23 protein-coding genes are annotated in these 24,923 nt (G+C 62.3%); 7 read left to right on the top strand and 16 right to left on the bottom strand.

Annotated features, from left to right (window positions below; translation table 11 throughout):
- Positions 1-538 (top strand): 4-carboxy-4-hydroxy-2-oxoadipate aldolase/oxaloacetate decarboxylase (gene ligK, locus VSR68_RS41675; RefSeq protein ID WP_342945248.1); only part of this gene is annotated, 538 nt, incomplete at its 5' end.
- 275 nt (positions 539-813) lie between these two features.
- Here the strand turns inward: ligK (VSR68_RS41675) and VSR68_RS41670 are convergent.
- The 5 genes from VSR68_RS41670 to VSR68_RS41650 all read right to left on the bottom strand — a co-directional run bounded on the left by VSR68_RS41670 (position 814) and on the right by VSR68_RS41650 (position 5,562).
- On the bottom strand, positions 814-1,110 hold the full coding sequence (locus tag VSR68_RS41670) for a DUF4148 domain-containing protein (protein ID WP_342945247.1): 297 nt from the start codon (positions 1,108-1,110) through the stop codon (positions 814-816).
- Between the two features lie 198 nt (positions 1,111-1,308).
- A complete protein-coding gene (locus VSR68_RS41665; protein ID WP_342945246.1) occupies positions 1,309-2,724 on the bottom strand; it encodes an MFS transporter in 1,416 nt (471 codons plus the stop codon).
- A gap of 27 nt (positions 2,725-2,751) precedes the next feature.
- On the bottom strand, positions 2,752-3,390 hold the full coding sequence (locus VSR68_RS41660) for a carbon monoxide dehydrogenase subunit G (RefSeq protein ID WP_342945245.1): 639 nt from the start codon (positions 3,388-3,390) through the stop codon (positions 2,752-2,754).
- Positions 3,391-3,520: 130 nt separating this feature from the next.
- Positions 3,521-4,978, bottom strand: coding sequence for a UbiD family decarboxylase (locus tag VSR68_RS41655; RefSeq protein ID WP_342945244.1), 1,458 nt, complete (start codon positions 4,976-4,978; stop codon positions 3,521-3,523).
- Between the two features lie 146 nt (positions 4,979-5,124).
- Positions 5,125-5,562: a PaaI family thioesterase gene (locus tag VSR68_RS41650; RefSeq protein WP_342945243.1), complete on the bottom strand. Its 438-nt coding sequence runs from the start codon at positions 5,560-5,562 to the stop codon at positions 5,125-5,127.
- A 412-nt stretch (positions 5,563-5,974) separates the two neighbouring features.
- On the opposite strand from VSR68_RS41650, the gene VSR68_RS41645 reads away from it, so the two are divergent.
- A complete protein-coding gene (locus tag VSR68_RS41645; RefSeq protein ID WP_342945242.1) occupies positions 5,975-6,940 on the top strand; it encodes a LysR substrate-binding domain-containing protein in 966 nt (321 codons plus the stop codon).
- A gap of 4 nt (positions 6,941-6,944) precedes the next feature.
- A complete protein-coding gene (locus VSR68_RS41640) occupies positions 6,945-8,573 on the top strand; it encodes a class I adenylate-forming enzyme family protein (RefSeq protein WP_342945241.1) in 1,629 nt (542 codons plus the stop codon).
- Between the two features lie 21 nt (positions 8,574-8,594).
- On the opposite strand, the gene VSR68_RS41635 is transcribed toward VSR68_RS41640, so the two are convergent.
- From VSR68_RS41635 to VSR68_RS41605, 7 genes are read right to left on the bottom strand one after another with little or no spacing between them, the layout of a single operon-like run.
- Positions 8,595-9,626, bottom strand: a complete 1,032-nt coding sequence (locus tag VSR68_RS41635) for an XdhC family protein (protein ID WP_342945240.1) — start codon at positions 9,624-9,626, stop codon at positions 8,595-8,597.
- Between the two features lie 24 nt (positions 9,627-9,650).
- Positions 9,651-10,028 carry a RidA family protein gene (locus VSR68_RS41630; protein WP_342945239.1) on the bottom strand — a complete coding sequence of 126 codons (378 nt, stop codon included), beginning with the start codon at positions 10,026-10,028 and terminating at the stop codon, positions 9,651-9,653.
- A gap of 2 nt (positions 10,029-10,030) precedes the next feature.
- The gene (locus VSR68_RS41625) at positions 10,031-11,407 is read right to left on the bottom strand and encodes an MFS transporter (protein ID WP_342945238.1); all 1,377 of its coding nucleotides are present in this window, start codon (positions 11,405-11,407) and stop codon (positions 10,031-10,033) included.
- Between the two features lie 55 nt (positions 11,408-11,462).
- Positions 11,463-11,960 (bottom strand): (2Fe-2S)-binding protein, encoded by a 498-nt coding sequence (locus tag VSR68_RS41620; RefSeq protein ID WP_342945237.1) that lies wholly within the window; start codon positions 11,958-11,960, stop codon positions 11,463-11,465.
- Between the two features lie 4 nt (positions 11,961-11,964).
- On the bottom strand, positions 11,965-14,280 hold the full coding sequence (locus VSR68_RS41615; RefSeq protein ID WP_342945236.1) for a xanthine dehydrogenase family protein molybdopterin-binding subunit: 2,316 nt from the start codon (positions 14,278-14,280) through the stop codon (positions 11,965-11,967).
- Positions 14,280-15,176, bottom strand: coding sequence for a xanthine dehydrogenase family protein subunit M (locus VSR68_RS41610; RefSeq protein WP_342945235.1), 897 nt, complete (start codon positions 15,174-15,176; stop codon positions 14,280-14,282). The genes VSR68_RS41615 and VSR68_RS41610 overlap by 1 nt, the downstream gene beginning before the upstream one ends.
- A 28-nt stretch (positions 15,177-15,204) precedes the next feature.
- A complete protein-coding gene (locus VSR68_RS41605; RefSeq protein ID WP_342945234.1) occupies positions 15,205-16,041 on the bottom strand; it encodes an alpha/beta fold hydrolase in 837 nt (278 codons plus the stop codon).
- Positions 16,042-16,489: 448 nt separating this feature from the next.
- Here VSR68_RS41605 and VSR68_RS41600 point away from each other — a divergent pair, with 448 nt between their 5' ends.
- The 3 genes from VSR68_RS41600 to VSR68_RS41590 are packed head-to-tail and all read left to right on the top strand — an operon-like array spanning position 16,490 to position 19,223.
- Positions 16,490-17,281 carry an ABC transporter permease gene (locus VSR68_RS41600; protein ID WP_342945233.1) on the top strand — a complete coding sequence of 264 codons (792 nt, stop codon included), beginning with the start codon at positions 16,490-16,492 and terminating at the stop codon, positions 17,279-17,281.
- 56 nt (positions 17,282-17,337) lie between these two features.
- Positions 17,338-18,333, top strand: a complete 996-nt coding sequence (locus tag VSR68_RS41595; RefSeq protein ID WP_342945232.1) for an ABC transporter substrate-binding protein — start codon at positions 17,338-17,340, stop codon at positions 18,331-18,333.
- 56 nt (positions 18,334-18,389) lie between these two features.
- Positions 18,390-19,223 carry an ABC transporter ATP-binding protein gene (locus VSR68_RS41590; RefSeq protein WP_342945231.1) on the top strand — a complete coding sequence of 278 codons (834 nt, stop codon included), beginning with the start codon at positions 18,390-18,392 and terminating at the stop codon, positions 19,221-19,223.
- 156 nt (positions 19,224-19,379) lie between these two features.
- Here VSR68_RS41590 and VSR68_RS41585 read toward each other — a convergent pair whose 3' ends face one another.
- Both VSR68_RS41585 and VSR68_RS41580 read right to left on the bottom strand, forming a co-directional pair.
- Complete coding sequence (locus tag VSR68_RS41585; protein WP_342945230.1) at positions 19,380-20,435, bottom strand: porin; 1,056 nt, start codon at positions 20,433-20,435, stop codon at positions 19,380-19,382.
- Between the two features lie 233 nt (positions 20,436-20,668).
- A complete protein-coding gene (locus VSR68_RS41580) occupies positions 20,669-22,309 on the bottom strand; it encodes a UbiD family decarboxylase (protein WP_342945229.1) in 1,641 nt (546 codons plus the stop codon).
- Between the two features lie 495 nt (positions 22,310-22,804).
- Between VSR68_RS41580 and VSR68_RS41575 the strand changes: the two genes are divergently transcribed.
- Entirely contained in the window at positions 22,805-23,407 is a 603-nt protein-coding gene (locus VSR68_RS41575; protein ID WP_342945228.1) for a UbiX family flavin prenyltransferase, read from the top strand.
- 256 nt (positions 23,408-23,663) lie between these two features.
- Here VSR68_RS41575 and VSR68_RS41570 read toward each other — a convergent pair whose 3' ends face one another.
- Together VSR68_RS41570 and ligK (VSR68_RS41565) are read right to left on the bottom strand one after the other, a co-directional pair.
- Entirely contained in the window at positions 23,664-24,323 is a 660-nt protein-coding gene (locus tag VSR68_RS41570; RefSeq protein WP_342945227.1) for a substrate-binding domain-containing protein, read from the bottom strand.
- A gap of 62 nt (positions 24,324-24,385) precedes the next feature.
- A partial coding sequence (ligK, locus tag VSR68_RS41565; RefSeq protein ID WP_342945226.1) for a 4-carboxy-4-hydroxy-2-oxoadipate aldolase/oxaloacetate decarboxylase occupies positions 24,386-24,923 on the bottom strand: 538 nt, incomplete at its 5' end.

Here is a 24,923-nt window from a genome sequence, read left to right as displayed (position 1 = left end):
CCGCGCCCAGGTGGGCGGCACGGCCGTCACGGTACTGCTGCAACCGGGCGACAACTGGATGCTGCATGTTGCGGCAGAACAGATCCAGCCGGGCGATGTTGTTGTCGCGGCCTGCACGACGGACAACACGGACGGCTTCTTCGGCGACCTGCTCGCGACGAGCTTCAAGGCTCGCGGTGCGCGCGCGCTGATCATCGACGGCGGCGTGCGCGATGTCCGCGTTCTCGCCGATATGCAGTTCCCGGTCTGGAGCAAGGCGATTTCTTCGAAGGGGACGGTGAAGGCGACGCTGGGCTCGGTCAACATCCCGGTTGTGTGCGCAGGCGCGATCGTCAATCCTGGGGATGTCATCGTGGCGGATGACGATGGCGTCGTCGCAGTGCCGGCAGCTTCGGCGCTGCAAGTGCTGGAAAAGGCATTGTCGCGCGAGGCCAGCGAAGCGGACAAGCGTGCCAAGCTCGCTTCGGGGGTCCTTGGACTCGATATGTATCAGATGCGCGAGCCGTTGCGCACGCTCGGATTGCGCTATGTGGACTGATTGGCTATCGAGTGAAACTGCATGATGTGACAGCGACCACGGCGGTCTCTGCCCAATTGCTCATGCACGCACCATGCATAGCGCGGACGATTGGCCCGAATGGCGCAAGAACCTGACTTGCCTGGGCCTTGCGCACGCTATCACGACAGAGCTGAACGCGGTGTCGTGGATCTTCATCACCCGATGCACCGCAAACGACGCGCTGGTTCGTGACCGAGATGCTGTGTGAAGAACTGGATCCTTGGGCACGGCATGGACTCGTCACGAACCATGTTTTACTGAGAGTCATCGCCCTGATAGAACTTCCGCCCCGAGCCGGAACTGACTGAAGTCGTGGCGACACCGCCGTAGCCGTCACGCGCCTTGAGCGCATCGAGACGTCGCTGCGCTGCCTGGATATTCTCGGGATAAGCAGTGGAATCTGACGTCGACGGGTTATAGCCCGCATTCTCTATTTCGATGACCTGCTGCCGGACCTGTTCGCGGGTGAGCGGCGCCGTTGATTGCGCAGACGCGGCAAGCGGCAACAACAAGGCTGCGGAAAGCGCCGCAGCATTCGCAATGAGTTTCATGGGGGCCTCCAATAGGGCTTTAGCGTAAACCCTATCTTACCCCCAGAAACGGGTACGAAGTGCCACACGCGACGCAACTGCGAAGCGCAACTCGTTACAGTCGATGACAGACGCGTTTGCGCGTCTCACGTTCAATTCATGCTCGCTGTTTCGTCCTGCTCCTTGCAGGAAAGAATGCTGAAAAACCGGATCGTTTGCCTAAGGTGCAATTTCTTCCAGGCTTCGCTCGCGGGTCTCCGTCATCTTCATTGCGCAGAGCGCGCCAAACACGGCCACCATCGCGAACATCACGAACACGGAAGCGATGCCGCGCTTGTGCAGCAGCAACCCGGCGAGCGATGGCCCGACGGCGGATGCCAGCCGCAGCCACGACGTCGCGAGCCCGGTGCTGGTCGCGCGCATTCGGGTCGGATAGACCTCGGGCGTATACAGATAGAGCACGGCCGCGATTGAGCCGACGAGTCCATAGCTGAGCGTGCCAAGTACCATTGCACTCCATACGTCATGCGCGCCGAAGAGACCAAGGCATGCGAAAAGGACTGCTGCGAGACAGAAAGCCGCCACTGTCCAGTTCCGGCGCCCCACGCGATCGATCACATACGCGCAGACGAGCAGCAACGCGACCTGCGCGACATTCGTCATCGATGCAGCGCGCAGCGCCGTCTGCAACGGCAGGTGATAGAGCGACCGGTACAGCGTGGGCAACCAGTTGTTCAGGCTGTTCGCAATGAAAAACGCGCTCGCCCACAGCGCCCACACGACGAGCGTGCGGCCGCGATAGAACGGCGACAGCAGTTCGCGCCAGCCGGCGCGCGCATTCACGGTGGCGTTCTCCGGCTGCTTTCTCTGACTCGGTGCGATGCGGCGATCGGTGCTCGCTTCCATATCCGTGACGACCGTTTCCGCTTCCGCTAGACGCCCTTTCGAAATCAGCCAGCGCGGCGATTCCGGCAAGCGCGACACGAGCAACGCGACCGCGAGGCCGGGCACCGCGCCGATCCAGAACATGACCTTCCACCCAATGACAGGGACGAGCCACGCGCCAACCTGCCCCGTCGCCATCAGTCCAACGGGGAAGATCAGCTCGTACAACAGAAAGTACTTGCCGCGCCCGTGCGCGTTCGATAGTTCGCTGATGTATGTCGCAGCGACGGGCATCTCTCCGCCGACGCCAATGCCCTGCACGAAGCGGCACGCGAGCAGCATCGCGAAACTGCCGCTCATCGCGCAGCCCATGCTCATCACGGACATGATCGCAATCGCGATGGTCGCACTGCGAATCCGCCCACGCCGCTCCGCATACCAGCCGAAGATCAGCGCACCGACGAATTGCCCGATGTAGCTCGCACCGATCAGCACGCCGATTTCGAGCGGTTCGATATGCCACAGGCCGATCAGCACGGGCAGCACGAAAGCGATCGACAACGCGTCGAATGCGTCGAAGAACGTCGCGCTACCGATGATGATGCGAGCCTTCGTATGCCATCGCGAGAACGGCACGCTCTCGATGCGCCGGATCAGTGCCGCCTTCGCCGCGTCTGCCGTGGCATGAGCGGCCGCATTCTGCGCGGCTTCCTGCCTCACCGCGCCATGCAGCGCATTGCTTTCTTGCATTGTCGTCTCCTCTCCCCGTCGTTCTGGTCAGTGCATCGCGTACACGGCGACCAGCGCGATGACGACCACGAGGCACAACGCCCAGGTCAGGGTCTTGCTGCTCGCGCCCTGGGATCTTTGCGCAGACGTGTGCTGCGTCGCGTCGGGAGCCGCATGCGTGGTCGGGCCGTCCGATACGGCATCGGATGCCATCGCGCCGTTATCGCGCGCTCCCTGCACCTGCGGGCCGACGACGGCCGCCGTGAAGCGGCCAAAGAAGTCTTCGGCCATCTTTCGCGCGACACCGTCGATCAGGCGCGCGCCGACCTGTGCGAGACGACCGCCGACCTGTGCGTGCGACCGGTACACGAGACGCGTGCCGCCGCCACCGTCCGCCAGCAGATCGACATGCGCCCCGCCCTTGCCGAACCCGGCCGCGCCACCCGACCCTTCGAATGTCATCGAATACGATTGCGGCGGCTGCAGGTCGGTCAGCATCATCTTGCCCTTGAAGCGCGCCTTGATCGGGCCGACTGTCGCGGCCATCACCATCTGAAACTGGTTGTCGTCGACGCGTTCCAACGATTCGCATCCCGGCACCGACGCCTTGAGAATCTCCGGATCGTTCAACGCAGCCCATACGCGCTCGCGCGGCAGCGGCAGAATCTGTTCGCCTGTCAGTTCCATGTGCAACTCTCCTTGTCGGCCGCCATCAAAGCGCGCAATCCAGCGCGCTACAAAAGACAACGGCTTGCATGATGTGTATCCGGTGCGTGGCCGCGCCGCTTTATGCCGCTATATGTCGCTTCGTTCAGCGTCAGCCGAGAATGTGTTCCCATTTCGCGCGCGTCTTTTCCTGCAACTCCTTGCTGGCCTCCGCGACTTGCGGAAACTCGTGCAGAAAATCGAACGGACGGCATGCGTCGATGACCGCCTTCGAGTTGAACGGCGCCTTGTACGGGTTTGCAATCGACATCGGATCGTTCTTCGAACCCATCCCGCGCTTGACGATGTCGATATCGATGTCGGGATCGGTGCGTGTTGCAACGGCCCACATCACTTCCTGAAGATTGGCAGGATCGATATCGTCGTCGACCACGATCGAATAGCGCGACATATAAGCGCCGACGCCGCACTGGCTGAGAATGTGTCCCGCCTGGCGCGCGTGGCCTGCGTAGCGCTGACGGATCGCCACAACGTTGAACATGCGTGCGCCGCCGATTTCATGTGCCCACACGCCGGCGACGTCCGGCACGCCCGCCGCTTGCAGCGCATCGACGAGCAGCGCCGAGCGCATCACCGCCTTCGAATACGAATAGTCGTTCGGCGGCTTGGCGGGCGGGCTGCCCATGATGATCGGGTTGTTACGGTAGTAAATGCGCTCGATCGTCACGACGGGCGCGGTCTCAGCCTTGCCCGGGTAATAGCCGTGAAACTCGCCGAACGGTCCTTCGATCCTGACGTCGCCGGGATGCGCATGGCCCTCGATCACGATCTCCGATGCGGACGGAAACGGCAGATCCGTCAACTGCCCCTTCACCACGGAAACAGGCTGCTTCAATATCGCGCCGATGTAGTTGTACTCGCACATGCCGAACGGCACTTCGATGCCTGAAATCAGATAGCCGAGGGGATCGCAGCCGATCACGATCGCAACCGGGAACGGCTTGCCCGCTTTCATGTGCTTGTCGTACTGGATCGCGCCGTGCTTACCCGGAATCATGTCCAGGCCGACGTGGTTCCTGTCGTGAATCATCACGCGATAGGTGCCGACGTTGATCCAGTCGGAGTCGAGGTCCTTCGTCACGACCATGCAGCCCGTGCCGATGTAGCGTCCTCCGTCTTTCTCGTGCCACAGCGGCGCGGGAAACGAGAACAGATCGACCTCGGCGCCGGACTGGATGTTGTCGAACACCGGACCGCCTGAAGCCGTCACGGGTGCGTACTCGGGCGCGTGCGCCTGCCATTGCTTCGGCTTGCCGCGCAGCGTCTCCACGAGCGCGCGATGACTCGCCTGATGTCCGACGCGCAGGATCGAGGAAAGCCGCACCGGACTTGCGGTGCTGCACGTCAGCACGCGATGTCCCTTCGGGTAGCCAGGAATATCGTCGAAAAGCAGCGCGGCGGGCCGCTCCTTCTTCACGTTCAGTTCGCTGATCGCGCCCAGTTCCAGGTTCCATTCGGCGCCCGATACGTCGGTCAGTTCGCCGAGCGCGCGCGCCTCATCTAACCATGCACGCAGATCCAGCGAATGTGTGTTCGAACTCTGTGTCACGTCGTATGTCTCCTGTCGAGCAGAGTCTTGCTCTGATTCCAAGCAAGGTGGTTGTTCTCGTACTGCAACAATGAAGCAACGCCTTACGCCGTGCAAACGACCATCGTTCATGTCACGGATGAGAAGGATTCATGCGACGCGGCAAGTCAGTCGAGTTCGCCGCCACGCGCGTTCGACGGTTCGCGTCGTCCATATCCGCCCGCGTATTTGAACGTGCCTTGCGCCGTGGCGATCAGCGTTTTCGAATCGATCCATGCTTCGCCGCGCGCGAAGAATATCGATCGGCCCTTCCGTTCGACAAAGCCTTTACCGATCAGCGTCGTGCCCACGCCCTTGTCGAGGAAGTTCAGCGTCAACGACAGCGTGACGCCGTGAATGGGACGTTGCGGGTCGGCGCTATACAGTCCCGAGTATCCGCATGCTGCATCGAGTAACGTGGCGACCACACCGCCCTGCAGCACGCGCTGACGATTCAGCAATTCCGGCTGCAGGTCGAGGCAAAACTCCGCATAGCCTTCGCGCCAATCGGTACGCGTCATGCCGAGGCTGGCAAGAAACGGATTTTCCAGCACATCGATGTCCATCGTTCTTCTCCCCTTCCGCGATCAGCGGCGCCTACCGCGCATCGCTTCTTGTTGTCCTTGCGCTGCCGGGGTGCGTTTCCCACACGCGCGCAGAGCTGACCATTGCCGTGCCGTTGAACACTCGATGTTCCGGGTTTGTAACAATTGATTCATGCACGCCGATGGAGGACGCTTCGTTCGGCTGGACCAAGAGTGCCCGAGCGCTTTCGGCACGCGCAAACTAACTTTTCTCATGTCCGGCATGAAAAAGTTTCATTTCCGCGAGGGTCATAACGGGTCGATCATCCGTGCATCCGCCGGCTTTCGACCTGGGCCGCCACGTGGCCTTGCATCACCGCGCAGAGCGTCGGAGCGCGTGGATGAAACCCGCTACAATCCGTTACCAGGTGACTTGCGTTGCGCTGACATCTAGATGAGACCCTACATACCCTCTCTGCAGAGCTTGCTCGCGTTCGAGGCGGCATCGCGACATCTCAGCTTCACCCGTGCAGCACAGGAACTCGAGCTGACGCAAACGGCGATCAGTCATCAGATCAAGACGCTCGAGGAACGCCTCGAGGTGAAGCTGTTCGTGCGACGCCGCAATGTCCTGACGTTGACCCCTGCGGCACGCGAGTATCTGGATTCCGTGCACGAGGCAATCAATCTGTTGTCCCTCGCGACCGCACATGCGCGCAAGAAAAAGCCGAGCACGGTCCTCACGGTCACCTGTCTGCCCACGTACGCGGTCAAATGCCTGATTCCCGCGCTGCCCGAATTCCAGCGCGCGTACCCGGACATCACAGTGCACGTGGCCACCAGCTCCACGTTCAACGAGTTCGACCGCAACAGCTACGACGTCGCGATCCGTTACGGTTCCGGACGCTGGGCATCGGCGCGTTCGGACCGTCTGCACGGCGAGGAGTTCTTTCCCGTGTGCTCGCCCGCCATCCTCGCAGAAGCGGGCAAGTTCGGCTCGGTCGCGGAAGGTCTCGCACGCATGCGGCAGATTCGCACCTACTTCTATTCGATGTATCAGGACGACTGGCCGGCGTGGCTCGAAGCCGCGGTGCGCGAGCCCGTCGAGTTCGCGGGCGAGTCAGTGTTTCACCTGCAACTGACATCGCTGGCTGCGGCTGTCGACGGCGTCGGCATTGCGATCGGCCGCACGCCGCTCGTCAACAGCGATCTGGCAAGCGGCAAGCTCGTCGCGCCGTTCGATGTGCGTGTGCCTTCCAGTTCCGCGTATTTCGTCTCGTCACCCAACGACAAGGCACGCACGAAGAAGGTCGAACTGTTCCGCGAATGGGCGCTCGCGCGCCTCGGCGAAAACGGTGCCGCTGATGGCACAGCGGCGGCACGTCGCGTCACGGCGCCCTCGGTGCCGGAGCCTTGCTGAGTTCATGTCGAGCGCCCGACATCCCGTAGCCGAGCCGACCTGGCGCTCCGTTGCGGCTCTGATCGAACAGCATCGGCGGAAAACCCCCGGCAAGCCCGCGATCGTGGATGTCGACCGTCGCGTCAGCATGACCTTCGAACAGCTTGCGCATTCCGTCGACGCAATCGCCCGGCAATTCGCGCGGCGCGGCATCACCAAAGGCGCGCGTATCGTGCTCGCCGATTGCGAAGCCCCCGACAAGCTGCTGCTGTGGCTCGGCGCATGGCGTCTTGGTGCGATCGTGTGTCCGCTCGACGTGCTCTTCGTCGGCAACGAGACGGCGCGCAAGCTGCTCGACACGATCCAGCCGAAGCTCGTCGTGATTCCCGAAGACGCGCCCGATACGGCCGCAGCGGACGTGAATGCATCTGTCGTGCGCTTTGCTTCATGGGCGTTCGGGGATCGCATGAACGCGAACCCCGGCAGCGACGCGATTACCCTCGCCGCAGAACCTCACGAAGTACAACCCGACGACGCACAGCCGCTGCCCGACGGCGCGACGATATCCGAGGCCAGCGATATCGCGTCGATGTGCTGCACATCAGGCACGACGGGCGTTCCGAAAATTGTCGTGTACGACCACGCGTGCTACTGGCTCAACGGACTCGACAGCATCGATCTGCTCGGCCTGAATCGCGACGACCGCATGCTCGAGTACCGTTCGTTCGACTGGTATTCGGCGCAGATACTGAGCTTCATTCCGTTCCTGCAACTCGGCTCGACGCTGTGCATCGCGCGGCGCTTCTCGCGCAGCCGCTTCGGCGACTGGATTCGCGATCATCGGATCACGGTGTGTGCTGGCGTGCCGACGGTGCTCAACATGCTGCTCGAAGCGCCACTCGACGTGCCCGCCGGCACATTCGCATCGTTGCGCGCCATGACATGCAGCACGGCGCCGCTCTCGCCCGTTCAATGGCGACGATTCGAACAGCTGTACGGCATCCGCATCGTGAATCTGTATGGATCGTCGGAAGCGGGATGGATGTGCGGCAACCGATTGAATCGTCGCAAGGTAGGCACGGTCGGCTATCCGGCGGCGCACATCACGTTCGACATCATCGACCCTGAAGGCGTGTCGTGCGGCCCCGATGTCGAAGGCCAGGTCGTAGTCGACGGCGCAAAGCTCGCGCTGGGCGTGCTGCAACGGGACGGTTCGCTGCTGCCGATACGCGGCACGCCGCTGTTCACGCGCGATATCGCCGCGCGCGATGCACAAGGCTTCGTGCGGATGGCGGCACGCATGGACGACCTCATTATTCGCGGCGGCGTCAAGATCGTCCCGCAGGAAATCGAAGAGGTGATGCGCTCGCATCCGCAGATTCAGGACGTCGCGGCACTGGGCGTGCCGGACCCGTTGTACGGACAGGAAACCGTGTGCTTCGTGGTCCCGCAGCCGGGCACCGCGCCGGACGCCGCCGCGTTGCTCGCGCATTGCCGTGAGCACCTCGCGCGCGAAAAGGTGCCCAAGGATATCTTCGCGATCCAGGCGCTGCCGCGCAACGCACGCGGCAAGATCTTGCGCGATGCGCTGCGTCAGCAGTGGTGGCAGATCGTCAATTCGCGGCGCAACATGTCCGAGCCGGGGTGCGAGTAGACGCGTTCCGCCAGTCGCAATTCACCCGGCCAGCGCCACAGGGCACACCGCGTCCGGTTCCTGCTCGCGCTTTCCCTGCGCCACCTCCAGCGCGTGCGGCAGTCTCACGCCGTTCTTCGCGGCCGTCATTTCCGCGGCAATCGACACCGCGATTTCAGGCGGCGTCCTGCTGCCGATATAGATGCCCGCGGGTCCATGCAGCCGCGCGAGCTGCGTGTCGCTCAGATCGAACAGCCTGAGCCGTTCGCGCCGCGCGTCGCTGTTGCGGCGCGAGCCGATGGCCGCCACATAGAACGCGTCGGTCTGCAGCGCATCGATCAGCGCGAGATCGTCGAGCTTCGGGTCGTGGGTCAACGCAACGACGGCGCTGTGCCCGTCGAGGCGCATGTCCAGCACCGTATCGTCGGGCATCGTCCGCACGATGCGCACGTCCGGCATCGGCCATGCATCGGCGTATTCCTCGCGCGGATCGCAAACGGTCACCTGATAACCGAGACCGCTCGCGATGACGGCCAGGAAGCGCGACAGATCGCCCGCACCGATGATCAGCAGCCGATAGCGCGGACCATGCACGCTCACCAGCGTCTTGCCGTCGAAGCGCAACTGCTCGTCGGGCGATGCGCGCCGCAGCCGCGTGCGGCCGGTTGCCAGATCCAGTTCGCGCGCAATCAGATTGCCGTCCGCGATCTGATCGAGCAGTTCGATCATTGCCATCAGCGAAGCATCGCCAGCCAGCGGTTCGATCACGAGTTGCATCGTGCCGCCGCATGGCAGACCGAAACGCCGCGCTTCCTCGGCGCTGACGCCGTAGGTCGCGACTTCGGGCCGCTCGCCCGCAAGAAGTTGCGCGCGGGCTCGCGCCATCAGATCGTCTTCGATACAGCCGCCGGAGACCGAGCCGCTCACCACGCCGTCGTCGCGCATGGCGAGCAGCGCGCCGACGGGGCGCGGGCTCGAACCCCATGTGCGCGTCACCGTCACCAGCACGACACGGCGTCCCGCCTTGAGCCAGTCGACCGCGTGATGCAGCACGGTCACGTCGATGCTGTCCATCGTCTTCTCCTGAAGCCGGCGAGCTCAGGCGGCGTGGTACGCCACCATCTGCAACTCGACGAGAAAGCCATGATGCAGTTCCGGAACGGGCACGACCGCGCGCGCGGGCTTGTGCGCGCCGAAGTGCTCCGCGTACAGACGGTTGAATTCCGGCCAGTTCTTCACGTCGACGATATACGCGGTGCACTGCACGACATCCGTCAGTTCGCAGCCTGCTTCCGCGAGCACGTTGGTACAGTGTGCGAGCGTCGCGCGCACCTGGCGTTCGAAGTTGTCGGTGCCGTCTGTGGCGACGCCGGGCCCGGGAAGCATGCCCGAGACGAACGTGAATCCGCCCGCCTGCACCGCCTGCGAATAGTGACCACCGGGGGACGGCGCCTTCCCGGTAAAGATGAAGTTCATGGTTAGACCTGTTCGGGTAAGGGTTTGCCGCGCGTTTCCGGCAGCCACGGCACGAGCACGAGACCGGCGAGATAGATGAAGCCGACCGTGACGGCCGCATGACCATATCCGCCGAAGCGGGCGATCAGCGTGCCGGCGACGAGCGGCCCCGTCCACGCGAGAAAACGCGGAACGTTGAAGCACAGTGCGATGGCAGTGCCGCGCACGCGCGTGGGATAGAGTTCGGGCAGCCACGTCGGCATCCACGTGTACTGGCCGAGACTGAAGAAGCCCGACACGCACGCGACCGCGAGCAGCAACGCGACATCGTGAGTCCACATGAAAAGCACGGGCGTGATGATGAAAGCCGCCGCGAAGAACAGCGCGGTGACGCGCTTGCGGCCGTAGGCATCGGCGAGAAAGCCGAGGCCGATATAACCGGCGATCGCGCCGACGTTGTAGGCCATCCCCGCGAAGCTCGCCCATTGCGCTGCATGCAGGCCGGCGCGCGCCGCGACGGCGCCGATATACGGCGGCACCCACGTCGAGATGCCCCACCAGCCCAGCGTCGTGCTGAGCGACATCAGTACCGCGATCCACGTGCGACGGCGTAGCTTCGGATCGGCGAGCAGTTCGGTCAGCGTGAAGCGCGCGAGCGCCTGTTCGCCGTCGTCGAGCACCGCGCCCGCCTTCTTGCGTTCGAGCGTCGCCTTGCGCCGCGCGTTCACGCGCTGCCATTGCTCCGATTCGGGGATGCCCGCGCGCATCCACAACGTCGCGAGCCCAGGCAGCACGCCGATCAGATACATATAGCGCCACGCGTGCTCGCCCATTCCGCTTACGAAGAGCCAGATAAGCGACGCGACGAAGAAGCCTGTGCCGAGCCCGCATTGCATGAGTCCCGCGCCTTTGCCGCGATGACGGTCGGGCCAGATTTCGGCTGTCATTGCCGTGCCCGTCGCCCATTCCGAACCCATCGCCAGACCGACGACGAAGCGCAGCGCCGCGAACGACGCCCAGTCCCACGACAACGCGCTCAGTCCTGTCGTGAGCGAGTACGCCAGTATGGCGAGCATCATCATCCGCTTGCGGCCGACATAGTCGGTCAATATGCCGCCGACCAGGCCGCCGAGGCCCCAGCCCAGCAGCGTCAGCGCGATCACGAGCCCTGCGTAGAACGGAATCTGCGCATGTGCGGACGGCTCCAGCAACTGCCCGAGCGCGACGCCCACGGTGAGAACGAGCGCATAGGTCTCATAGCCGTCGAAGAACCAGCCGAGATTGGATGCGGCAAGCGCGCTCCACTGCGTGCGGCTGATCGAGCGATACCACACGACGTCCGCATCGGCGTCGCGTGACTGCACGCGCATGCCGGACCTCTCCTCCAGAGGTTGCTGCATCGACTGTCTCCTTGTTGTCGCGCGTTCTTCTTCCGACGCGCGTGCCGCCTGGAATTTACGCGGGCACAGCGCCCTCCGACCTGCGCATCCTCGCAGCGAGCTTCACAGCCTCGATGATCTCGGGGTACGCCGCGCAGCGGCAGAGGTTCCCCGAAAGGAAATGCCTGATTTCGGCTTCCGTCGGATCGGGATTGCGGTCGAGCAACTGGCGGCTCATCAGGATGAAGCCCGATGTGCAGAAGCCGCACTGGAACGCGCCGCATTCAATGAAGGCCCGCTGCACGACGTCGAGTTCGCCGCTCGCGTCGAGGTGTTCGACCGTGCTGACTTCGCCGCCGTCGGCCATCGCCGCGAGGTACAGGCAGCCCGACACGCTCTCGCCGTTGACGATCACCGTGCAGCAGCCGCACAGGCCCTGTCCGCAGCTTTCGCGAGCGCCGTAAAGCGCGAACTGCTGGCGCAGCACTTCGAGAATCGTATGATGCGGCTCGATCTCGGCGCTCACGTGTTCGCCGTTCAGGGTGAAATGAATCGTGATGGAAGTGGCGCTCATGGATCTATTCCTCGGATAACGGTTCATTGCGCGCGGCGCAAAGTGCACGGTAGACGCTCTCGGGCGTCAACGGCAGCGACTTGAGTCGCACGCCGACAGCATCTTCGATTGCATCGGCAATCGCCGACGCGACGCCGAACGTCGCGCTTTCGCCGACGCCCTTTGCGCCGAACGGTCCGTTGTTCTGCACGGAATCCACCGTTTCGCGGCCGATCGTGGGCGGAATGTCGTGGATACCCGGAATCTTGTACTCGGCAAACGACGCATTGCGCAATTGCCCGACTTCGTCGAACTCCATTCGCTCGAACAGCGTGATGCCGAGCTGCATGATCGCTGCGCCGGAAATCTGCGTATCGACGACCTTCGGGTTGATCGGCGTGCCGCAATCCACGACGTTCTCGAAGCGCAGCAGCCTGAAGTGTCCCGTCTCCGTATCCACTTCGACTTCGACGCCGCAGCCGCCCACCATCCAGTTCGGCGTGATGTTTTCCGACTGCCCGGTCTCATGCTCGGGCGACTTGTAACTGGGAATGAAACTGCCGATGCCGACGATATTGCCCGCCTGCATGCCGTACTTGCGGCGCAGCAGTTCGCTCGCGCGGATCGCGGGCACAGGCGGCACGCCCAGCTCGTTCGCGAGCTCCAGTAGCTTGCGGTTCGCGTCCTCGGCAGCGAGACGCACGGCGTGGCCCATATGAAACGTGGAGCGCGAGCCGAGCGTCGCCATGTCATAAGGCGTCACGTCGGTGTCGGGGCGCATCACCTTGATGCGCTCGGCGGGAATGCCGAGCACGTCACCCGCCATCAGGGCGATCGCTGTCTCCGATGCCTGGCCCATGTCGACCGTGCTCGAATACACCGTGCAACTGCCGTCTCCCGCAATGCTCACCATCGCGACGGAAGTGGTAGGCGCGACCAGCGCCTTGAAGCCGATGCCGATACCGCGTCCACGCCGCAGCGTGCCCGTACCGCGCTCGAATGGCGCTGTCCAGTTCATTCGCTGCGCGACGCGTTCGAGCACGAGGTCGAGCGCGGCGTCGTGCATCGGCGTGCCTGTCGCGTGCGGACGGCCTTCGCGCAAAATATTGCGCCTGCGGAATTCGAGCGGATCGATGCTCAGCGCGCGGGAGATCATGTCCGCATGACTCTCGTACGCCCACACCATTTGCGGAATGCCGAAGCCGCGAAATGCGCCAGCTGGCGGGAGATTCGTGTAGACCTGATACGAATCGATCCACACGTTCTCGATATCGTACGGACCTGAAGCGGTGAAGCCGGATTTCTGCGTGACGCGCGGCCCGATATCCGCATAGGCGCCGCCGTTCCACCACACTTCGCACTTGCGCGCGGTGATGCGGCCTTCTTCGTTCACGGCCGTCTTCATGCGGAACGTGGTGGCGTGCTTGGTGATCGTGAAGAACTGCTCTTCCATCGTCAGCGACACTTTTACCGCGCGCCGCGACAGCAACGCGAGCGCGACGACGAGCGCTTCGAGCTTGATGTAAAGCTTCGCGCCGAATCCGCCGCCGAGCAATGCCGACTTCACGCGCACGCGGTTTTCGTCCCAGCCGAGCAGGCGCGCAATCTCGATGCGCACGAACGACGGACTTTGCGACGCCGTGTGCACCGTCAACGTTCCCGAGCCGAGGTCGGGCTCCGCTAGCGACACCATCGGTTCGAGCGGCGTGTGCATGACCTGCTGCGTCGTGAAGGTGTCCTCGAACACGTGTGCCGCGTTGGCGAAGACGGCATCCACGTCGCCGCGCCGCAACTGGAAGTCGAGCGCGACATTGGTGCCCTTGCGTCCCGCCAGATGCTTGAGGTCCGGAAACGTACCCGCCGGGCGCAGAAATTCGTGCACGAGGATATCCGATTGCGCGGCCTCGACTTCGTTGAACACGGCGGGCAGTTCTTCATACTCTGCCATGATCAGATGCGTCGCTTCTTCGGCGACATGCGGATCGGCGGCGAGCACGACGGCCACCGGCTCGCCGATATAACGCACTTTCTCCAGTGCGAGAATCGGCTGGTCGTGAAAGGCCGGCCCGAAATACGGCTCGGGAATCACCTTCCTGACATCCTCACCCGTATAGACGGCGAACACCCCTTCCAGCTCGCGTGCGGCGCTCGTGTCGATGCTGATGATCCTGCCGTGCGCCACCGTGCTGCGAAAGATCTTGCCGTACAGCATGCGCGGCAGCACGAGATTGTGGATGTACTCCGCGCGGCCCGTCACCTTCGAGCGCGCTTCCAGCCGGTTCAATGCGCGGCCCACCTGTTTTTGTGCTGGCTGTTCTTCCAGCGTCGTTTCGATTTTCATCAGGCATCACCCTCGAATGGGGCAGCGCGTCCATCAGCGGCAGCGATCGCCGTGCGTACCGCGCGGCCCAGATAGACCTTCAGCAGTTGCTTCTTGTAGCTCGCCGAGCCATGAGGGTCGCCGACGATATCGAGCTGCGCAGCACCGGCTTCGCCCGCGTCGCGCAGGAGTGCTGCATCGTCGGGCGAGGCGCCGCGCAGCAGCGCTTCAGCTTGCGTGAGCCGAGTCGGACGATCCGTCGCCGCGCCGACGATCACGCTCGCGCTGCCGATCTGCCGACCTTTCATATCCAGCACGACAGCGACACCCAACGCGGGCCAGTCGTGCGCCGCGCGCGTCGTGACCTTCATATAGGCGGCAGGACGTCCTGCCTGCGGCGGCACGATCACTTCGGAGATCAGTTCGTCGCGGGCCAGCACCGTTTCGTAATAGCCTGTGCAAAGTTCTTCGACGAGCACTGTCCGCTCGCCCTTCGGGCCGGTGATCGTCACGCTTGCGCCGAGCGACGTGAGCACGGGCGGCATGTCCATGTGCGGATCGGCATGGCCGAGGTTGCCGCCGATCGTCGCAACGTTGCGCACCCGCACGTTCGACAGCGTACGCAACGTGCGCGACAGCAGCGGCCAGCCTTCCTTCACGAGCGGCGAATGTTCGAGTGTCGCAAGACGCGTAAGCCCGCCGATATGCAGCTCTCCGCTTGCGCCGACGCGAATCTGCGCATACTGCGGCTCGACATCGCGCAGGCTGACGAGGCGTGTCGGCCGCAGCACGCCCGCCTTCATCATCAACATCACCGCCGTGCCGCCGCCCATCGGGCGAATATCCGGGTCTTCCGGATCGAGCAGCGCAATCGCCTCTTTGAGCGACCGTGGTCTGGCGAGCTCAAACGGAATCATCTGATGCACTCCTTGTTTCTGAATGGGCCTAACGCGCGCAACCCGCGCGATCGAGCAGCGCATGCAGCTCGCGGGCCACGATATCCGGGGTCTCCAGCGGCGTGAGGTGCCGCGCTTTCGGAATCTCCACGAACGTCGAAGCGGTAATGCCTTCGTGCAGTGCGCGCGCCATCGCGGGCGTCGCCGCGTAGTCTTCTTCGCCGACGATCACGCACGTCGGCACCTTCACTTGTCGCATCAGCGCGCGTCCGTCGAACGCGCCAAGCATGCGGCCCGTCGCGGCAAATGGCGCGACTTCGTTGCGCAGGAACGTATCGACGCAACGCTGCACGATGTCGGGACGTTCGGCGCGGAACGCATCGCTGAACCAGCGCGTCGTCTGGAATTCGACGAGTGGCGCGAGGCCGCCCGCTTCAGCCTTTTCAGCGCGCGCGTTCCACTCTTGCGGCGCGGTCTCGCCGTACCACGCGGTCGTATCGATCAGACCTGCGGCGATCGCATCAGGAAAGGTTGCGGCGAACTCCAGTGCAGCACAGCCGCCCATCGACGCGCCCGCGATCAGCACATTGCGAAAGTCCGTCGCGCGCACCACGTCGTACACGTCCTGCGCGAACAGCGACACCGTGTAGGGGCCGGCCGGCTTGTCCGATGCACCGTGGCCGCGCGCATCGATTGCAAGAACGGAAGCGCGCGGCATCAGCCGCTCGACGACGGGAGTCCAGAAGTGACGATCCATCGCGAGCGAATGCAAGAGGACGACGCGTACCGTGTTCTCTTTTCCGCCATAGAGGTTGTAGCCGATGCGCGTGCCGTCTCGCACGGTGACGTGGGACGAAACGACATCGGGACTGCCCGGTTGATTCATTGCGTACTCCGCTGGCTATCGGGTTCTATCGGGTTCTATCGAATGAGGTGCTATCGAATGCTGTCGGCAATGGCTTCGAGCCAGGCTCTCCGAGCCCGCAGACGGATATTGCTGGCTAGCCGGTAGTGCGGCAAACGACGATCTTTCATGCAACGCATGAAAACTATTCATTGGCTGCGAACGGGCGTTCTAGGTCATGCGCAACGTTCCGCGCGCATCCGGTGTGTGCGATGGCGGATGAATTTCTCTCATATGCGGCATGAACAATTAGCGTTTGCCCGTCGCCTGGCTCGCCTTCAATCTTGCTGCCAGAGCGTGCCGCTCCGTGTCCACGCGCCGCGCCTGCCTGCGCCGCCGCTTCCCGCTCGCACGCGCTGCCGCGACACGCGAGGCCTCTCGCCGAACCCGCGGTCCGTTTCCAGCCTCTCAACCAGAAAGGTCGAATGCCGTGAACTTCACCAGGAAAATGCTCAACTCGCAGTGGGTCCGTCCGCTGCTGCTGATCGTAGCGATGCTCGTCGCGTGGGACCTCGTGATCCGAATCTTCAAGATTCCGCCTTACCTCGTACCGACACCCGAAGCGATCATGCGTCAGATCGCCGTGCAATGGTCGATGCTCCTGCAAGAGTCGCTGCCGACGCTCTACGCGACGCTCGGTGGGTTTGCGCTGTCGGTGCTGATCGGCGTGCCGATCGCGATGCTGGTTGCCGCGTCGCCGCTGATCGAGAGCTATCTGTATCCACTTGTCGTGTTCTCGCAGAGCATTCCGAAAGTCGCAATCGCGCCGCTCTTCGTGGTCTGGTTCGGCTTCGGACTCTTTCCGCGCGTGCTGGTCGCGTTCCTGCTCGGCTTCTTTCCCGTCGTCGTATCGACGGTGATGGGCTTCAAGTCAGTAGAAAAAGACCTGATCGATCTCGCGAAGTCGATGGGCAGTTCACCGCTGAAGACGTTCTTCAAGATCAGCCTGCCGCACGCGTTGCCGTCGATCTTCTCCAGCATGAAAGTGTCGATCAAGCTGGCCGTGGTGGGCGCCGTGGTCGGCGAGTTCGTCGGTGCGAACTCGGGACTTGGCTTCGTTTTGCAGCGTGCCAACGGCAACTTCGACCAGCCGCTGATCTTCTCCGCGCTCGTGGTGCTGTCGGTAATCGGCGCGCTGCTTTTCGTCGTGATCGACATGCTGGAACGCATCGCGATTCCGTGGCATGCGTCGCACCGCGCACGCGCACTCGGGCGCGCGTGACATGCGCGATGCGCGGCGTGCATCGACTACCCAATTAAAACCACCCAGGAGACGACATGAAGTCCAGAAGGTTATCGCGCATGGCAGCCACGTTGAGTATCGCTGCGATCTGTTGTTGCGGCAGTACCGCGAGCCATGCAAAAGACTCGCTGACGATGATGCTCAACTACACGGTCAATGGCGCCGTGGCACCGTTCTATCTCGGCAAGATGAAAGGCTATTACGACGCAGAGGGAATCGATCTGAAGCTGATGGAAGGACACGGTTCGGGGCCGACCGTGCAGGCTGTCGCGACGCATAACGTCGACATCGGCTACGCCGATTTCAGCACGATGGTGAAGATCGCCGCGATGGGCGCACCCGTCAAGGCGATCGGCGTGCTGATGCAGGAGAACCCGACCTCCGTGGTCGGTCTTGCAGAGAAGAACATCAAGACGCCGCAGGACATCAAGGGCAAAACCGTAGCCGTCGCGCCGGGCGATGCATCGTCGCAGCTATGGACGATGTTCATGAACAAGGTCGGTCTCAAGGATTCGGACTTCAAGACCATCACCGGCAATCCGCAGACAACCATCAACGCCGTCATCACCGGCCAGGCCGATCTGCTCGTCGGCTTCGCGACCATTCCGCTGATCTCCGTCGAGCAGGCGACGAAGAAACCCGCGCGCGCGATTCTGTTCGCCGACTACAAGGTCAACGTCGCGACACTCAGCATCATCGCGCGCGACGACATGATCAAGGACAACGCCGACCTGCTCAAACGCTTCATGCGCGCGACCGCAAAGGCCGTGAACGAGAGCGAGAAAGACCCGGCCGCCGCCGTCGACGCGTTGCTGAAGACGCTGCCTGCAGCCGGCTCGCGCGACACGATGATCCGCACGCTCAAGGCGACGATTCCGTTCTATCGCACGCCTGAAACCGAGCAGGCGCCCATTTTCCACGTCAGCACGAAGAACATCGACGATTCCGTTGCCGCGATCGTGCAATACAGCAAGCTCGATCCGTCGGCGAATGTGCCCGCAAAGTACTACACGAGTGCATTCGTGCCCTGAGCAGCGCTTGAAACACCGCGCCCTTCTCTATCCGTTCATCTGAATCCGGCACCGCTATGACCACCGTACTGAAGCTTGATGAAAAGCATTACCGATCGCCCGCTCACGCGCCGTCGAAACCGCTGATCGAGTTGCGCGGCGTAACGAAGAGCTACCGTAGCGCGCAGGGCATGATGCAGGCACTCAGGCCGCTCGATTTCGACATCCGCGAGCAGGAGTTCGTGTCGATCGTGGGACCATCGGGATGCGGCAAGAGCACTTTACTGAAGATGGTCGCGGGGCTCGAAGGGATTTCGTCCGGAACGATGACGCTGTCGGGACAGCCGATTCGCGGGCCGCAGAAGAACGTCGGCATCGTGTTTCAGAGCGCCGTGCTGCTCGCGTGGCGCAATGTGATCGACAACATCCTTCTGCAAGCCGAAATGCGCCATATGCCGAAACGCGAAGCACGCGAGAAGGCGATGAACCTGATCGGCATGGCGGGGCTGATGGGGTTCGAGGAGAAGTACCCGTGGCAACTTTCGGGCGGCATGCAGCAGCGGGTTTCGATCTGCCGCGCGCTGCTGCATGACCCCTCGGTGCTGTTGATGGACGAGCCATTCGGCGCGCTCGATGCGATGACGCGAGAAAACATGAACATGGAATTGCAGCGTATCTGGCTCGAATCAAAGAAGACCGTGCTGCTGATCACGCATAGCATTCCCGAAGCGGTATTTCTGTCGGATCGGGTGCTGGTGATGTCGGAGCGGCCCGGCTCGATCGCGGCCATCTACGATATCGATCTACCTCGTCCGAGGCCGCTGGAGGTGATGGCGACGCCGGCCTTCCTTCACTACACAAAGACGATTCGTGCACACTTCAATGCTCAAGGGTCGCTGGACGATCATTGATATCCCGTCGTCTGCAACGTTTCTGTTTTTCAGGTCGGCTGGCATCCGTGACGAATCCTCGCTTGCGCGGATACCAGCATCAGGACTCAAACATCCACACAAACAGACAGGCGCGTCGAGAGCGGCGGGAAACCGCTCCGACGCGCCTGCGCACGACTAGAACCAGTGGTTGATGCCGAACGATACGCCTGTCTGCTTCTCGTGCTGCGACGGGTTGAGCGTCGCGTTCGTCACGTACACGCCCGTGAAATGCGTATAGTCGATATCCGCATACAGCTCAGTCCGTTTCGACAGCAGATAACTGATCCCGAGTATCGCGACATCCTTGCGGCCATCGACGCCATTCGTCTTGTTCTTGTTGTCGTAATACGCCGCCGTCACGTTGAAGAAGGGCGTCATCTGATACCGCACGCCGCCCCACAGATACTGATTGCGTGTCATGCTGTGCACGTTGGCCGGCACGTCCTGCAGATTGAGGGAATACCCCGCCATCACGTCGACGGGGCCCACTGTCACCGTGCCGCCTGCCGTGTACTGGTCGTTGCCGAAGTACTGGCTCGACGTCGCCGATAGCGGGTTGGATTTGTGCGTGTAGCCTGCGCCCAGCTTGATCAGCTTCGTGCGATAGTTCAGGCCGCCCGCCAGCGTCGAGCCGTGCGCGGCGCTCCCAGGCACACCCCCGAGCGCGTACTCGCCGCGAATCACCCACGGGCCGAAGATACCGCGATAGTTGATGTCATTGTCGTCGCGTCCCGTGTTGCCGCCCGAAACGGCTGTCGATTCGGTGATGCTCAGGTAATGGAAGTCGAACGGCTCGAAGTCCTTGATCAGAAAGTGCTGCAGCGTGAACTGACGCCCCATGTCGATCTGGCCGAATGGACCGCCGAACCCCACTGTCGATGTCCGCTGGAAAAGCTGGTTGTTCGTATTGTTGTTCGCGCCCGTCGACAGCACATAGCCCGCTTCGAGATTGAAGCGAACGTAGTAGCCGCCGCCGATGTCCTCCTTCCCCTCGAAGCCCCAGCGGTTCGAGTTGTAGACGCCGTTCGAAGCCATCGTCAACGCCGCACCGCCCGCTTTGGTTCCGTTCACGAGATTGCGCAAGCCGCCGTCGAGGGAACCGTACAACGTGACGCTGCTCTGGGCATGAACGGCGCCGCCCGAAATACCAAGCAAGGTCAACGCCGTCAGCGAACGCTTGAGCCTGCTCACGCGCGCTATGGAAACTGCTCCTCCTTTTTCGTGCATATCTCCTCCATCAATGTCGTTCTATTCATGTGGCAGGACGTGCGGGATATGACGCTTCCCGCGTCGTCCACCGTGGATGTGCGAGAGCGTCCCGCTTGAACCGCGGTCCAGCGTTCTGCCGTTTACTGACGGCAAACCGTGAACCATCGCGCGAGACGCTCCGTTGCTGCTGTGGTGTGGCCGTTTTCGACGGCTGCTTACATGTCCTTCTTCTCCGCGAAGTACCAGTCCGAGTCCTTGTTGATCCATTCGGGCCCGACACGCTGACGCGTCTGCTCTTCACCCGTCTTGAAGTACTCGCTCTTCACCGCGCGTTGCGCCATCGCTTCGTTGCGTTCGTCCCAGTCACCCATCGAGACGCCGTACCACGGCCATTCGGGACGCAGCGCCGGCAAGCCAAGCTCTTCCCAGATGGCCTTGGCGTTCTCCATGTAGGGCCTCGTCGGCAACGACAGCGGCGGCAGTTTTTCCTTGCGCGTCGCATTCATCAGGATCACGCCGTCCACTGCGTCGTCGCCGCGCTGCGCACCCGACGTTCGCGGACCATGCCCCGTGTCGCGGCCATGCAGGATCTGCACGTCCTTGATTGCATTCATCCGGTAGCTCATCGACCAGAAGATGGCGTCGCTGTTCTCGGGGTTGATGTCGTTGCTGACGGCGACGACGAGCTTGCCGACGGCCGGCTGCATCGATGCGGCGCCCATCAGTGCGCGCCAGATCTCCGTTTCGGTCGCCTTCTCGCTGAATACGACGATCACGAGCTTGCGCAGATTCGTGAGCGGTTCGTGCATCACGACCTTCTCAACGCTCGCGATACGCAGCGAGTTCCTCAGGTGATCGAGGAACAGCGGCTCGAATGCCACCTTCTTGACCAGCGAGCTTTCGCTCGGCGTGACCTGGCTGATGATCGACACAAGATGTGCATTCTTGCGGCGCGTGATCGCCGTGACGTTCATATACGGGTTGAATTCCTGAAGGTTCACGTGCCCGTGCGACTCACCGAACGGACCCTCCGGTTCTAGCGTATCCGTCGGCACGAAGCCTTCGATGACGATCTCAGCGTCGGCGGGCACGAGCAGATCGTTCGTCTTGCACTTCACGACGCGCAGCGGCTCGCCCAGAATCGCGCCCGCAACGCCGAGCTCGTCCACATCGATAGGCAGTTTCTGCACCGAACAGAACGACACGGCAGGATGCCCGCCGATCACGAGCGCGGCGGGCATCGGTTTGCCCATCGCCTTGTACTTGAGCCAATGCTGATAGATGCCCTGCCCCATTTCGATAGAAGGGTTGCAGCCGACCCGACGCTTGCCCTTGATCTGCCCGCGATATGTGCCCATGTTCTGAATACCGTTTTCCGGGTCGACCGAGATGTACTGTGAACAGGTCGTGTACGGCGCATTGTCGAAACCCGGCGTGGAAATGGGAATCGGCAAGTGTTCGAGCCCTTGTCCATCGACATCGAGATCGTCGCCGATGAAGCACACCTCCTGGCACGGCGCTTCGTCGACGACAACGGGCGCGATCGGATTGCCCTTCGCCTGCTGCCACTTTTTGCCGATCGCGTCGACGGGCACGCCCATGCCGATCGAGTACACCTCCCGGTTGATCGACAGCGCGCCCACGACGACGGGCAGCTCGTACCGGCGTCCCTTGCTGTCGACGACGTTATGGAATACGAACGCCTTGCGATCCGATTCGGGAATGCCGCCGCGCAACTGCCAACGCACGAGCGGATGAAGCTCGGTGTCCTTGTTGATCTCGCGATGTACATGGACGACGAGGCCTTTTTCTTCCAAGGCCTGCAAATGTGTCTGGAAGGAAGGGAAATTTTTCATGGTTGTCCGGTGAATGATCAAAGGAATGCATCGCAAACCGGCCAGCCTCATGGATTCGCCTGTCGGATTGCATGGGTGTGAGTCGAGCAACGTCGCTTCGACATGACGTGTCCGGGCAGCACGGCGGCAGACAGATACTGCTGTTCGGCAGACGTTGCTCGTCGAGTCTCGCGGCCTGACATGCGGGACTGTGAGCGCAGACTGAGCCAGAACGCCCTCCCTCGCAAACGGTGATTTCTCATGTGCGTCATGAACGGATTTCATCCGCGGCACGGCGTGGCGTCGCGCGCCACATCCGGGTGCAGACAATGAAAAGACTTCATGCCACGCATGAACAGATTTCGTTTGAAGCGTCCCGCCTGCGTCATGCAACCTTCACGTAGCCGTATGCCATCTGAGGTGCGAAGGATTCTTCATGCGGACGCGTGACATCCGATTCATCGCGACGCGAAACAATGCATCGCGGGCACTTCGGTTCAACGAGAGACGATGGACATGGAACGACGCAAACGTATCGTGGTGGGAATCAGCGGCGCCTCAGGCGTCATCTATGGCGTGCGGCTGCTCGAGATGCTGCGAGAGCTGAACGTCGAATCGCATCTCGTCATGAGCCGCTCAGCGCAGATGACACTCGCGTACGAAACGGATTTGCGCACGGCCGACGTACAGGCGCTCGCTCACGAGCACTATCCGAATGCCGATATCGGCGCCGCCATTTCGAGCGGTTCGTTTCGTGTGGACGGCATGATCGTCGCGCCTTGCTCGATGAAGACGCTTGCGGAGATCGCGACGGGCAACACAGGCTCTTTGTTGTCGCGCGCCGCGGACGTCATGCTGAAGGAGCGTAAGCGGGTCGTTCTGATGGCGCGCGAAACACCGCTGCATCTTGGACATTTGCGCAACATGACGTCCGTAACGGAAGCAGGCGCGATTATCTATCCGCCCGTGCCCGCGTTTTACGCACGGCCGGACAGTCTCGAATCCATGATCGATCACACGCTCGGGCGCGTGCTCGATCTGTTCGACATCGACACGGGCACCGTCAAGCGCTGGACGGGCGAATTCAGCCATCGGCTCGTCAGCGTAGCGAACGGATGACGGGTTGGCGTACGGACTCGGGCTGCGCCGCGATCCGACATTTGGGTCACGCAGGCGTCATCCCATAAGCAAGCTTGTCGGAGTCAATCTCGGCGACCTCAGAAACGAAAGCAGCGCGGCTGTGGCTCTTCCGTCGCTTTCCTACCATCAGAGCCACAATCCAGCGTTGTGTTGGACCGAACCACCCCCCAGATATCGGTCTCAATCGCCGCAGCCACGACTGCTTTCCGGTTCGTGCCTCACTGCACCGCTCCCATCATGCCGGTGCCATTCCGTGAGCACGCTTGGCGAATTCAGCCTCTCGCGATGTCAGAAATGAGAGCAATGCGCGTGCGGCTACCAAGCGTGTGCACGTCGCACAGATGGCAGCTGAGAATACTGTAATGACCTGGATCTCATCGGGCAGTGGTCCGATCACATCGATTCCAGGCTGGTTCCAAAGTTCGCTCAGTTGCTGGAAGCCCAGCTCGACTTCCCCGCGCGCTACCAGCGCGCCCACTGGAACTCCTGTCGGCGCCTGCACGATACGCTCCTGGATATCCCTGGTGATTCCCCACCGCTCGAAAAGCTGGATGAGATGTGCGCCACTGGGTCCAGTTGAATACCCTATGCTTCGTGCGGAGAGAATCGCGTCGCGTAGCTCTGCTTCACTGCCAATCGATGGACGCGGCTTACCCGCTGCCACAGCCACTGCGACGCCTGACCGCGCGAGCTCGACACGGCTGCCCGAAACGATTCTCCCGGCAGTATCGAGGCGATCAATAGCATCAGCGGCTAGCACAACGATGTCGAACGCCTCACCGCTTTCGACACGCCGCGCCGCCGTGACACCACCAACCGATTCGATTTCAACGTGCTGTCCCGTCGTTCCCGCGTACTCCTGCGCTAGCTGAGCGAGCACGTCGCGCATAGCCATTGAGGAGATTCCCCGAATCGGTTCTCGCGTAGATTTGTCAACGAGCATCCTCAATGTCCTCTTCAATCGATGTAACGTAGTCCAGCCTGCCGCAGCGGCTCGCGCATCTTGTACATATCAAGCCCCAACACTCCCGACGCAAGCGTGTCACGTTTCTGTGCTTCGTTCGCTTCGCGCGCCCCGGCCTTTTCGAGCGTCTCCATAGCCATCGCAGACGGCACGACCGCGACGCCATCCATATCGGCAACAATCACATCGCCCGCCATCACGAGTGCACCTGCGCACACAACCGGGATGTTGACTGAACCCAGCGTTGCCTTGACCGTCCCCTTCGAAGAAATCGCCTTACTCCAGACAGGGAACTGCATATCAGCGAGAACGCGGACATCGCGCACGCCGCCGTCGATGATCAGCGCGCGCGCACCGCGCGCCTTGAAGCTCGTCGCGAGCAGGTCGCCGAAATAACCGTCCGTGTTGTCCGTCGTGCAGGCCGCGACAACGACATCGCCCGGCTGGATCTGCTCTGCCGCGACATGCAGCATCCAGTTGTCGCCTGGCTGCAACAGCACCGTGACGGCCGTGCCGCCCACCTGGGCGCGT

Origin of the sequence: Paraburkholderia phymatum (assembly GCF_038900715.1) — a bacterium.
Taxonomy (GTDB): domain Bacteria; phylum Pseudomonadota; class Gammaproteobacteria; order Burkholderiales; family Burkholderiaceae; genus Paraburkholderia; species Paraburkholderia phymatum_A.
This window is presented reverse-complemented; position numbering and strand designations above follow the sequence as displayed.